Annotated in this window: 10 protein-coding genes; 6 read left to right on the top strand and 4 right to left on the bottom strand. The window is 63.2% G+C overall.

What is annotated here, in order from left to right:
- Positions 1-185 precede the first annotated feature (185 nt).
- On the top strand, positions 186-3,338 hold the full coding sequence (locus LDN85_RS01695) for a type I restriction endonuclease subunit R (RefSeq protein WP_263422090.1): 3,153 nt from the start codon (positions 186-188) through the stop codon (positions 3,336-3,338).
- A 777-nt stretch (positions 3,339-4,115) separates the two neighbouring features.
- Complete coding sequence (locus LDN85_RS01690) at positions 4,116-5,738, top strand: MFS transporter (RefSeq protein WP_223944410.1); 1,623 nt, start codon at positions 4,116-4,118, stop codon at positions 5,736-5,738.
- A 129-nt stretch (positions 5,739-5,867) separates the two neighbouring features.
- On the opposite strand, the gene LDN85_RS01685 is transcribed toward LDN85_RS01690, so the two are convergent.
- Positions 5,868-7,283 carry a PLP-dependent aminotransferase family protein gene (locus tag LDN85_RS01685; RefSeq protein WP_223944409.1) on the bottom strand — a complete coding sequence of 472 codons (1,416 nt, stop codon included), beginning with the start codon at positions 7,281-7,283 and terminating at the stop codon, positions 5,868-5,870.
- Here LDN85_RS01685 and LDN85_RS01680 point away from each other — a divergent pair.
- The 3 genes from LDN85_RS01680 (at position 7,282) to LDN85_RS01670 (ending at position 9,351) form a co-directional block, all read left to right on the top strand.
- Positions 7,282-8,202: a DMT family transporter gene (locus LDN85_RS01680; RefSeq protein WP_223944408.1), complete on the top strand. Its 921-nt coding sequence runs from the start codon at positions 7,282-7,284 to the stop codon at positions 8,200-8,202. The two genes, LDN85_RS01685 and LDN85_RS01680, sit on opposite strands and share 2 nt — an antisense overlap.
- Positions 8,203-8,270: 68 nt before the next feature.
- Positions 8,271-8,690 carry a VOC family protein gene (locus LDN85_RS01675; protein WP_223944407.1) on the top strand — a complete coding sequence of 140 codons (420 nt, stop codon included), beginning with the start codon at positions 8,271-8,273 and terminating at the stop codon, positions 8,688-8,690.
- A gap of 121 nt (positions 8,691-8,811) precedes the next feature.
- The gene (locus tag LDN85_RS01670; RefSeq protein WP_223944406.1) at positions 8,812-9,351 is read left to right on the top strand and encodes an HPP family protein; all 540 of its coding nucleotides are present in this window, start codon (positions 8,812-8,814) and stop codon (positions 9,349-9,351) included.
- Between the two features lie 20 nt (positions 9,352-9,371).
- Here the strand turns inward: LDN85_RS01670 and LDN85_RS01665 are convergent, their stop codons facing one another.
- Positions 9,372-9,872 carry a GNAT family N-acetyltransferase gene (locus LDN85_RS01665; protein WP_223944405.1) on the bottom strand — a complete coding sequence of 167 codons (501 nt, stop codon included), beginning with the start codon at positions 9,870-9,872 and terminating at the stop codon, positions 9,372-9,374.
- Between the two features lie 29 nt (positions 9,873-9,901).
- The gene (locus LDN85_RS01660) at positions 9,902-10,387 is read right to left on the bottom strand and encodes an SRPBCC family protein (protein WP_026541781.1); all 486 of its coding nucleotides are present in this window, start codon (positions 10,385-10,387) and stop codon (positions 9,902-9,904) included.
- Between the two features lie 134 nt (positions 10,388-10,521).
- On the opposite strand from LDN85_RS01660, the gene LDN85_RS01655 reads away from it, so the two are divergent.
- Entirely contained in the window at positions 10,522-11,589 is a 1,068-nt protein-coding gene (locus LDN85_RS01655; protein WP_223944404.1) for an FUSC family protein, read from the top strand.
- Positions 11,590-11,610: 21 nt separating this feature from the next.
- Here LDN85_RS01655 and LDN85_RS01650 read toward each other — a convergent pair whose 3' ends face one another.
- Positions 11,611-12,390, bottom strand: coding sequence for an SDR family oxidoreductase (locus LDN85_RS01650; RefSeq protein WP_026541754.1), 780 nt, complete (start codon positions 12,388-12,390; stop codon positions 11,611-11,613).
- Positions 12,391-12,403: the final 13 nt, after the last annotated feature.

The following is a 12,403-nucleotide window of genomic DNA, read 5'->3' as shown; positions in this document are numbered from 1 at the left end:
AGTTCCAGTCGAAGCTTAGCGACCGGGGCTGCTCGCCTGGTGGGATTCGGTTCTTCAGCTGCCCAGCATCAGTCAACCCGTAGTTAGATGCACAATCATCTCGGAAAGACATTCGGCCCAAAAGGGGGAACACCGTGACAGCAGCAACACCAGCCGTAGCCTTTTCCGAAGCTGACTGGGAGGGCATGACCCTTGAACTTTTGGCCGAGCCACTCGGCTGGCGGCCCTTGCCTGGGCAGGACATCGCTCCCGGTACGGGTGAACGGGAGACGTGGGATGAACTGCTGATCCGCCCTCGGTTGCTCGCAGCCCTCCAGCGCTTCAACCCTGCTGTTCCGGCCCAGTACCTGCAGCAGGCAGTCGCCGAGATCGCTTCTCCGGAATCGAACGACGCAATGGCCGAAAACCACCGTATCCACAACTACCTCGTGAATGGCTACCGGCTCAGTTACATCGATTCCGACGGCAACGAGGCAAACCCCACCATCCACCTGCTGAGCCAGGACCCCGACCAGAACAACTGGCTCGCCGTCAACCAAGTCACTTTGGTGCAGGGCGACTATAAGCGGCGCTTCGACGTCGTCCTGTACTGCAACGGTATGCCGGTAAGTGTTATTGAACTCAAGAAGGCAGGCAGCGCCACGGCTGACGTGGCCGCGGCACATGCGCAGCTACAGACGTATCTTCGCGAGTTTCCCATGGCGTTCCGCTTCTGCGTGTTCACGCTCGCATCAGACGGTATCCAAGCAAAGTACGGCACTCCGTTCACTCCCCTTAACCACTTCTCGCCATGGAATATAGATGATGATGGTCGGCCGGTCGCACCAGGCTACATGGAGGCCGGCGTCGCCGTCACGGCTCTGGAGACCGCCCTTTACGGTTTGTATAACCAGGAGCGTTTTCTGCAATTAGTCCGTAGTTTCACGGCCTTCGACGGTGGCCCGGAAGGGCTACTGAAGCGCATCGCGAAGCCTCACCAGTACTTCGCCGTCACCAAAGCCGTCGGCAGCACCGTTCAAGCAGTGGAAAGCGACGGCAGAGCCGGCGTCGTCTGGCACACACAGGGCTCTGGTAAGTCAATGGAAATGGAGCTCTACGCCAACCTCGTGGCACGGCATCCGAAGTTGAAAAACCCGACGGTCGTGGTGATCACGGACCGAAACGAGCTCGATGGCCAGTTGTTCGAGGGCTTTGATCGAAGCCTGTTGTTGACCGAGTCGCCGCGGCAAATCCGGAGGCGCTCCGAGCTCAGGGAGGAACTGAGTAACCGTGCAACCGGCGGTATCTACTTCACTACTCTGCAAAAGTTCGGCCGCAGCAAAGCCGAGAAAGATGCCGGTGCCGAGCACCCACTGCTGTCCGACCGACGCAACATCATTGTGGTTGTTGATGAGGCGCACCGCTCGCACTACGACGATCTCGACGGATACGCCAGGCACCTGCGTGACGCACTCCCCCATGCCACGTTGATCGCCTTCACCGGAACGCCCATCTCCTTTGCTGACCGGAACACGCAGGATGTCTTCGGCGATTACATCGACGTCTACGATCTGTCTCGGGCGGTGGAGGACGGTGCCACGGTACCGGTGTACTTTGAGCCGCGGCTCATTAAAGTCGGACTCGCGTCCGATGTGACCGAAGAGGTCCTCGACCAGGCAGCCGACGAAGCCACTCTCGGCCTCGACGATACTGAACGGGCGCGACTCGAGGCGAGCGTCGCCGTCGTAAATGCCGTGTACGGCGCGCCCCAGCGTATCGCTGCGTTGGCTGAGGACCTGGTGGCACATTGGGAGAACCGGCGTGCACAGATGGGCAAATTCATCGAGGCTCCCGGTAAAGCAATGATCGTGGGCGGGACCCGGGAAATCTGCGCCAAACTGTATTCGGCCATCGTGGCGCTGAGGCCTGACTGGCATTCGGATGACCTTGCCGAGGGAAAAATCAAAGTGGTTTACTCCGGTGACGCCAGCGATGTTCCCCCGGTGTCCGATCACGTGCGCCGAGAGTCGGCGAATGCGACGGTAAAAGAGCGACTCAAGGACGTTGACGACGAACTAGAGCTCGTCATCGTCAAGGACATGATGCTCACCGGCTACGACTCACCGCCGCTGCACACGCTGTACCTGGACCGGCCGCTGAAGGGTGCGCTGTTGATGCAGACCCTGGCCCGCGTTAACCGCACCTTCCGCGGCAAACAGGACGGTCTGCTTGTGGCCTACGCGCCGCTGGCGGAGAGTCTAACCAAGGCGTTGGGTGAATACACTAAGGACGATCAGACGAACAAGCCCGTCGGCAAGAGCGTCGACGAAGTGGTTGGGCATACGGTGTCGCTGGTTGAAAACCTCCGTGGGATGCTCTCCGGATACGACTGGAAATCCGTGTTGATGAAGGGCGGCCCGCGGGCCTTTGTCAGCGCTGCCACGGGCGCGGCCAACTACCTGCGGAGCCCGGAAACACCGGGGAACAAGCCGGCTGAAGGCGAAGAAACTCTGGCCTCAAAGTACCGCCGGTACTCCGGCCAGCTGTCACGGGCGTGGGCGCTGTGTTCCGGCTCGGATAACTTGGCTGAACTTCTGCCCGAAATCCAGATCTACGAGGAGACGCGGGTCTACATGGCCAAGTTCGACGCCGCAGACCGACAGGCCAGCGGGGAGCCGGTGCCGGAGGAGATCCAGCGGCTGCTGGGTAACCTCGTGGCGTCAGCAACCTCTTCCGGAGAGGTACTGGACATCTACGAGGCAGCTGGCATGCCGAAGCCCTCGCTGGACGACCTGACGCCGGAATTCATGGCCAAGACCCAGAATGCCCGCAACCCGCAACTGGCAATAGAGGCACTGCGGAAGCTCATCGCTGACGAGTCTGCTGTTGCGACCCGAAACAACGTGATTCGCCAACGGGCCTTCTCAGAACGCATTACCGAGCTGATGCGAAAGTACACCAACCAGCAGCTGACGTCGGCGGAGATCATCGCCGAGTTGGTCGAGCTGGCACGCGAAGTCGCGGCCGAGGGCAATCGAGGCGCCCATTTCAGTCCCCCTCTGAATTCGGACGAACTGGCCTTCTACGACGCTGTGGCCTCGAACGAGTCTGCCGTGGAGATACAGGGCGAAGGCGTGCTCGCCGATATCGCCCGCGAGCTGCTGGCGGTGATGCGCCGGGACGTTCGGACCGACTGGACGGTACGCGATGACGTCAGGGCAAAACTTCGTTCATCGATCAAAAGGCTTCTGGTCCGTTTCGGGTACCCGCCGGACAAGCAACCGGAAGCGATCAAACTGGTGATGGAGCAGATGGAGTCTATGGCTCCTCGGTTTGCGGACGCTCGGCTTAACGCCTGAGGCTGCGCTGGTGTGGTCGTTGGGGTGTCTCGTGGCCGTTACGCTGGGATCATCAGGCAAGAGCCTGAGGTGCCGTTAAAGAACAAAAGACCCGAGTGCAATCGGGTCTTTGTTCAGCGCGGTGCGCTCATTGGTGCGGTCAGAGGGTCATATCCTCAAATCCGAACACTTTGAGTGTATGGCCCTACGCACGTGGGGCGCAACGTTGTTGTGCTCCTAGACACGTGTAGCCCGTGCCCTGTTCCTCCGGGAGGAGGTGCCGGCATGGAATCCAAACGGAAACGTGAAGAACCATGGGGCGCCTGGAATCTGGCGGTGAACATCATCCGACTAGTCGTTGATGTCGTCCGCCTGTTCTGGCACAACATCCCCTAACCGGGAGCGGTGGCCATCGGTGTAGAGCCGGTGGCCGCCGTCAATATGCCATCGACTCATTGCTCTCACGCAACCGCTCGTCAGCCGCACTCGTGGGCACGACGATCTGCGCGGCTCCTCCCAAACCGTCAGCTTTTAGGCCCGAATCAGCCCCGTTACGTGGGTGTAGCTAAACAATTTGGTAACAACGGGCTCCGGAGGGCAAAAACGGCCGGACATCCGCATGATTGCAGGGCAAGAGCGGGTAATGAGATGCAACACACCTAGGCAATTTGCGCCCTCAGAGGGCCTAAAAATCGGATCTCAACTCGGGTTTTCGGCCCAAAACCCGTAAAATTGAAACCCTGCCCAGAGCGGGGCAGCAGAAGTCGCAAGCAAATGACCTCCCTAGGAGAAGCCCAAATGCCCATAGACCAAAGCACGTCCGTCTCTCCGGATGGCGCAAGGAACGCCACCGGAAACCAGGAATCGGCAGCCCCCACGGGCGCCGCAAACGCAGTAAAGAACGCAACGAAGAAAACGAAGCTTCGCCCGAAGCGCCGGCTCAAAGAGTCCGACGTCAACGTGGTGAACAAGCCGATGCTGCGCAAAGCACTCGGCGGCACCATCGTCGGCAACACCATGGAATGGTACGACGTCGGCGTGTTCGGCTACCTCATCACCACCATGGGCCCTGTCTTCCTGCCCGAAGCAGACAAGTCCGTCCAGACACTCTTCCTTCTGGGCACCTTCGCCGCAACCTTCATCGCACGCCCCCTCGGTGGCATCGTGTTCGGTTGGCTGGGCGACAAGGTGGGACGCCAGAAGGTCCTCGCAGCAACACTGATGCTCATGGCGGCCAGTACCTTCGCCGTCGGCCTCCTTCCCGGCTACGCGCAGATCGGCATCTGGGCCGCCGCACTGCTGGTGATCCTCAAGCTCATCCAGGGCTTCTCCACCGGTGGCGAATACGCCGGTGCCACAACCTTTGTCAGCGAGTACGCCCCGGATAAGCGCCGCGGCTACTTTGCCAGCTTCCTGGATATGGGCAGCTACATCGGCTTTGCCCTTGGTGCCGCCCTGGTTTCGGTCCTGCAGCTCACGCTCGGACAGGCAGCCATGGAGGAATGGGGTTGGAGGATTCCGTTCCTGATCGCCGGTCCGCTGGGCCTGATCGCCGTGTACTTCCGCAGCAAGATCGAGGAATCCCCCCAGTTCCAGGCAACTCTGGACGCCCAGGAAGCTTCCGCCAAGGATGCAGCAGCACAGGACGCTGCCGTTGCCAAGGGACCCATCGGCATTATCAAGGCCTACTGGCGCCAGATTGTGCTGGCCATGATCCTCGCAGCCGCAGCCAACACCGTTGGTTACGCCCTGACGTCGTACATGCCCACGTACCTCACGGACTCCAAGGGCTATGATCCCGTCCACGGCACCCTGCTGACCATCCCGGTCCTGGTGATCATGGCCGTGTGCATCCCGCTGACCGGTAAGCTCTCGGACCGCATCGGCCGCCGCCCCGTGCTGTGGGTTGGCGCAGGCAGCACCATCGTCTTCTCGGTTCCGGCCTTCATGCTGATCGGCATTGGCGAAATCTGGTCCACCCTGGCCGGGCTCGCACTGATCGCCTTCCCGGTGACGTTCTACATCGCCAACCTGGCCTCTGCCCTGCCGGCACTGTTCCCGACGTCCAGCCGCTATGGCGGAATGGGCATCGCGTACAACTTCTCGGTGGCGATCTTCGGTGGAACCACGCCGTTCATCGTGCAGGGCCTGATCGAGGGAACCGGCGATGACATGATGCCGGCGTACTACCTGATGGCCACGTCCATTGTGGGCGCAATCGCCATCTACTTCCTGCGCGAATCCGCCCAGCGTCCCCTGCCCGGATCCATGCCCAGCGTGGACACCCAGGCCGAGGCACGCGAGCTCGTCGAAACGCAGGACACCAACCCGCTCATCAACCTGGACGAGATGCCGTTCGACGGCCAGCCGATCGATGATGCAGTGTTCGGTAAAGGCAACAAGGACCTGACCCCCGCTTAGGAACTCTTTGCCTGCAACTTCTGCATAGCGACGCTTATTGCAAGCGACTCGGTTAGTTCGCGGCGATCCTGCCGCCCAGCGTAGCCACCAACCCCAAGGCGCTCTCCTTGAGGTTGGTGGCTGCGGCTGTTAAAGCCCCAACTGGGCCTTCACTGCTTCGCCGATGATCCGCGCACCTTCCGGGAATCCGCCCGGGTTGGGCCCGGCGAAATTGAGCCGGATGTACGGCCCTTCCGGTTCCGCGGGGAACCACTCCGTGCCCGCGGCAATGAGCACCCGGGCCACCTCGCAGTCCTTGGTGAGGCGATCGACGTCGAACCCGTCCGGCAACCGCAGCCACAGGTTCAAACCGCCCTTGGGCAGGTGGTTAAGGTGGGCCTGCGGAACATGCTCCCGGAGGCTGGTGACCAGGAGGTCGCGGCGTGACTGCAGTTGATGGCTGAGTCCGCGAAGATGCGTCTGCCACCCGGGCTGGGTGACGACGTCGAGCGCTGCCGCTTGAAGCAGCCCGCTGACGTACATCGATTCGGCGGCCTGTGCACCCATGATGCGTTCGCGGACGGGCCCCCGGGCGATGACGGCGGCGACGCGGATCGACGGTGAAACGCTCTTGGTCAGCGAGCGGATGTAGACCACGTGGCCGGAATCGTCCCTGGCGGCGAGCGGAACCGACGGGGCCGTGATGCCGAAGTCGTGAGCCCAGTCGTCCTCCACAAGGAAAGCTCCGTGGCGTTGGACGATGTGCAGGACTTCCTCACCCCGTTCCGCCGACCATTGCGCGCCCGTGGGGTTGGCGAAGTTGGGCTGTGCGTAGAACAACCGGGCGCCCGATTCCTCGAACGCCCTGTCCAGTTCTTCCGGATCCGGGCCTTCAGGACCGGACGGAACAGGAATGACGTTGACGCCGGCCTGGCCCGCTGCCAGCAGCGCACCCCAGTAGCTGGGCGACTCCACCAGCAGCGGTTGGCCGTGGCCCACCAGGCCGCGGAAAATCGAGCTGAGTCCGCTTTGGCTGCCGGGAAGAACCACGACGTCGCTGGGCTGGGGCGGCGTGACGCCCACCGGGGTTGAGGTACTGAGTTCCTGCGCGAACCAGGTCTGGAGTTCGGGAAGTCCTTGGGCCGGGGGCCTGGACAGGGCCGCGTCTCCCCTTGCGGCACGAGTGAGGGCGGCGCGGACGAGTCGTTCGGGAAGTAGTTCACGGTCCGGATAGCCGGAGTGGAAGGCGATAACGTCATTGGCGGCGCTACGCATGGCGGCAGAGTTCAGAGGCCGTGCGGTTTGGGCGGCACGCAATGCCGCTGTCTGCCAGCCGTAATCCGAGGGCCTGGCGGTCCGGTACGCCCTCACGAAGGTTCCAACGCCCGGACGGCTCTCGATCAGCCCTTGCGCTGTGAGGGTCCGCAGCGCTTTTTGGACGGTGACCGGACTGGCCTGGTACTCGGTCACGAGGTGTCGGGTGGACGGCAGCCTGGCTCCCGGAGCAGCCCCGGCGATCCACTCCTTCAATTCCGAGACGATCCGGGAACTGCTATCGTTATTCATGAGTCACAATAGTAGCGCTACTACACTTTTACGGCCAGTGATATCCACCCGGACTTCGACCGGTATCTGGTGGGGCCTCCTCGGCGTCGTCGCTTTCTCCTTCACGGTGCCCCTCACCCGGGTAGCCGTGGCCGGCATGTCGCCACTGTTCATTGGCGCGGGCCGTGCAGTGGTGGCGGCCCTTCTTGCAGCGCTTGCCCTCGGCCTGACCCGGCAGCGGTTCCCCCGGGGCAGGCAATGGATTCGCCTGGCCGTGGTGGCCGGAGGAATCGTGGCAGGGTTCCCGCTGCTGACCACCTTCGCCTTGACCAGTACGTCCGCCAGCCATGGAGCAGTGGTGATCGCGCTGCTGCCGGCAGCCACGGCGACTGTTGCGGTGATCCGGGGGCGGGAACGTCCGCGGCTGCTCTTTTGGGCCCTCACGGCAGTGGGCGTGGTGGCCGCTGTGGTGTTCGCGCTGGTGCAGTCCGGTGGTTTCGGTTCGCTGCACTGGGCCGACCTTCTGTTGCTGGGTGCCGTGGTGGCGGCGGCCATTGGCTACGCGGAAGGCGGGTTGCTGGCCAGGGAACTCGGGGCGTGGCAGACCATCTCCTGGGCTTTGGTGGTGGCTTCACCCGTCATGATCCTCCTGACGGCGCTGTCCCTGGGCTCCGGAATGCCTGGCGCTACTCCCCTCCCGTGGTTGTCCTTCGCGTACCTGGGCGTGGTGAGCATGTTCCTGGGCTTCTTCGCCTGGTACCGCGGACTGGCCATCGGACCCATGGCCCAAGTCAGCCAGATCCAACTCGTCCAACCCGTCATGACCATCGCGTGGGCCGGCCTCCTCCTGGGCGAGCCGATGACGTGGACCACCGTAGTGGGAGGGCTCGCGGTGATCCTCTGCGCCGGTGCCGCCGTACGTGTCAGGCTCAGGAAGTAGAAAGTACCCGCGGCGGCTCGGCGAGCGCAGCGGATGTGGAACGGGCACGGACCTCGTAGACTCGGCGCATGCATGAGGTTGCTTCGGAATCCCCAAGGCCCACAGGGGCCATCCACCATCTTGAAATCTGGGTACCGATCCTTGAACGGGCAAGGGAAGAGTGGGGGTGGCTGCTGGGCGAGCTCGGGTATGTGCCATTTCAAGAGTGGCCCACCGGGTGCAGCTGGAAGCTCGATGGCACTTACGTGGTGGTGGAACAGACCGATGCCATCACAGGGACAGCGCACAGGCGCACCGACCCTGGGTTGAACCACATTGCCTTCCACGCAGGAACCCGCCAGAACGTGGACAGGATCCGTGCACTCGGCGCCGATGCGGGCTGGTATGAAATGTTCGAGTCCAAATACCCCCACGCCGGAGGACCGGACCACTACGCCGCGTACCTGCTCAACACGGACAGTTACGAGGTAGAGCTGGTGGCGGACTAACGCCTGGCTGATTGCCGTTTTACCGGGGCTCGCCGTTTTACCGGGCCGTTGACGGGTACATCACCTGCGATGGGCAAAGCACAGTGCGGCTTTGTCCGGGTTGCGTCGGAGGAGGTCCAGCATGTCACAGGTACCGGTCCTGGAACGGGCGAAAGCGACCGCTGGAGAGGTGGGCGCGGCCGGCTATGCCGCAATCCTGTGCCTCCTGGTCCTCGGAGCCGCCGGCATTGTTGGCTTGATGACACACCTGCCGTGGTTGTTCCCGAGCCTGGGACCCACGGTGATGCTGTTTTTCGAGTCGCCGGAACAGAAATCGGCGCGGCCGCTCAATGCCCTGGTGGGTCACGGCGTCGGGCTGCTCGCGGGCGTGGGCTGTTTCTACGCGATGGGCCTCATGAACGCCGCTCCCGCGCCGGTCGGCGGACTCAATCCCCGCTTTGTGATTGCGGGTGCACTCTCCGTGGCCGTCACCACCATGGTGCTGACGGCCATCAAGATGCCCCATCCCCCGGCCGGGGCCACCACCCTGATTGTGAGCCTGGGGATACTTGCCGCACCAGCCCAACTCCTGAGCATGGCCGGCGCCATAGTGCTGGTCACCCTGCTCGGCTGGGCAATCAACATGGCCTTGGGCACCAAGCCGGCCAAAAAAACCGGCTAGTAGTCAGGCCCTAAAGCCAGCTAGGCGCCGGGCCCGGAATTGATCGGCGGAACCGCAGGACGCCACATCGCCACCCGCGGCCAGCGGGTCAGGCCCAACTCAGCTTCGTGCTCCATCAGGTGGGCCAGCTCCGGGCCCCAACTTCCGGCGTCGAGCACTTCAAAACCCAGCCGGCGGTAATACGGGGCATTCCATGGGACGTCGCGGAACGTGCACAGGGTTTGACGCAGCATTCCGTGCCCCCTGGTCCACACACGCGCCGCATGCAGCAGTTCACGCCCCAATCCCTGGTGGGCATGGTCCGGGTGGACGCTGACCTGTTCCACATGGCCGTTGCCGTCAACAACGTCCGCCAGGAGGTAAGCCACCGGATAGTCGAGTCCGTCCACAAAAACCCAGGCGCGACCCCCTGCAGCATAAGCGTGCAGTTCCTCGACTGTCAGGGGCTCGTCCTCCGCCACGGAGTCCATGCCGAGCGACCGGAAAGCCTGGCCCGCGGCACGTTCGATATCCTGCATCATCAGAAGATCGTCCGCATGCGCGAGCCTGATCATTGCCGGGAATCCGGACTGGGCGGAGTTGCAGCCGACGGTGCCTGCGCAACCAGGAATTCGTTTCGCTTCCCGATCAGGTTCTCCATGTAACGGGCCAGGACCAGCTTCTCCGCCAGCCTGCCCAAGGGGCCGAACGGTGCAGCGAATTCCACCGTGTCCACCATGAGCGTCCCGTCGCCGTCCGGCCGGAACTCGTGTGTGTGCCGGAGGTACTTGAAAGGGCCTTTCACCTGTTCGTCAGAGAACGACGACGGCGCCTCCATGCCCGTGATGCGGCTGGTCATACGGAACCGGACTCCGAGGTGCCATGCCTGCCACGTCACCGTTTCGCCTTGGGAGATGAGGCCGCTGGTCACTCCACCGATTGCCTTCTCGCGGCTCTTGGTCATGGACCCCACATGGGCGTCGATGTTGCGGGAGAGATCGAACAGCTCCTGCGGTGACATGGAACTGCGGGTGCGGCATACGAAAGCTACGGGCATATCTCGATCTTCCCAGACGTTGCCCTGTCCGCGCGCCGGAGTCCGCTACGGCTTGTGACCGGGCTAATGGCGGCAGCTGGCAGGATCCTGATAATTTTCAAGGGCAGACCCTAACTGATCGGTGGTGTTTTCCGGTGCCCGCAATCATCACCCATGCCCGCGAATTGCACCGGCTTGGCCCTGCCAACAATGATCGCCTCTCCGCAGTTCGGGTTGCGCTGAGCGTCGCCGTGCCAGGGTTGTTCCTCATCCTCATCGGCCGCCCGGACCTCATGATGTACGCCGTATTCGGCGCGCTGACCGGCATGTACGGGCGCAACGAGACGCACCAGCTCAGGCTCAAGCATCAAGCGCAGGCGGCCCTGTTCCTGGTGGGCGGGCTGGGCATCGGCGTCGTCCTTTCGGTCAACCACATTCACTCCTGGTGGCTTGTCCTGATAGCTACGGTGTTCGCAGGTGCCGGCTCGCTTTACGCCGATGCTGTCCGGCTCAAGCCCATTGGCCCGTTCTTCGGGATCCTCGCACTGGGCGCTTGCGCTTCGGTGCCAACCAGCGTGCCACCCACGACGGCGGTACTCATCGGGGCCGGGTCCGCCGCCTTTTCACTCGTAGTCGGCTTTGCCGGTTGGTTCCGGCACCGCAGGTGGGAGTCCGGTGCGGCCCGCGATGTTCCCGTCCTCCGCGGTCCCCGGCGCCAGGCAGCGTTGGTCCAGGCTGCCTTGGTCCACGCCGCGCGCTACTCGCTCGCCGTCAGTGCGGCCGGGACCATCGGAGTGCTGAGCGGAAGCGGGCATCCCCACTGGGCCATGGCTGCCGCGGCCGTGCCCCTTGCCGGAGCCGACCTCCCCAGCCGCGTCCACCGGGGCATCCACCGCATCGTGGGGACGTTCCTCGGGTTGGCGGTGGTCGCCGTCGTACTTTTCCCCAGTCCGCTATCGCCGCTTCAGTACTTCCCCGGTCAAACCGCCGTGGTGCTGGCCGTGCTGGTGGTCCTTTGCCAGTTTCCCACCGAGCTTTTCATGGCCCGGCACTATGGGTGGGCCATGGTGTTCTTTACGCCGGTGATACTGCTGATCGCGCAGTTGGCAGCGCCCATGGATCCTGGCGTGCTGGTGATGGAGCGCGCCATCGAGACCTTTGTGGGGGCTGTGGTCGGGATCGCGGTGGCGGTGCTGGTCCGGGCGCGACGGGACCCGCAGTAAGCCCCTCCCCTTCCAGCAGAGCTACGGCTCCAGCGGTTTGCGGGGTGGGCCGGACGTCAGCTTGGCCGGGAGAACCCGGGCAAAGAAGGTGACCACTTTGTAGCGGCGCGTCGGGATGGAAACGCCCTTGCCGTTGGCGTTGTCCTCGAGTCCTTCGCGCACTACCCGTTCGGCCGTCAACCAGAGGAAGCGGGGGGCTACCGACTTGTCCATCCCCATGCGGTCATGGAATTCTGTGTGGGTGAAACCGGGGCATACAGCGGTAACCTGCACCCCGGACTTCGCATACGTGATGTTGGCCCACCTGCTGAAGGTCACCTGCCAGGCCTTGGCCGCCGAATAGGTGCCGCGGTTGGCGAAGGCAGCAACGCTGGCCACGTTAATGATCCTTCCTTTGCCCCGGGCCAACATGACCTCCAACGCTGCGTGGCACAGCTCCATGGGCGTCTGCACATGCAGCCTCAGGTGCCGCCGTTCCTCGTCCAGGTCATTGCGTTCAAAAGACTTCAGAAGACCTATACCTGCGTTGTTGACCAGCACGTCCACGGGCCGGGCGGCATCCCTGAGGCGGTCGGCAACTGCCGAAACCCCGACGCCGGTGGTCAGGTCAGCGGGAAGGACCTCCGCCGAGATACTGAAGTCGCGTTCGAGCTCGGCGGCCTTTTCCTTCAAGCGGTCCTCGTCGCGGGCCACCAGCACCACGTGATGTCCGGCTTCGGCAAGCTGGCGCGCAAATTCAGCACCGAGCCCGGCCGTGGCCCCCGTGATCAGGGCAGTGAGTTCATTGGCTCGTGTCGTCATGCGCCAAGACTAG

It is taken from the genome of Arthrobacter sp. StoSoilB20 (assembly GCF_019977295.1).
Taxonomy (GTDB): domain Bacteria; phylum Actinomycetota; class Actinomycetes; order Actinomycetales; family Micrococcaceae; genus Arthrobacter; species Arthrobacter nicotinovorans_A.
This window is presented reverse-complemented; position numbering and strand designations above follow the sequence as displayed.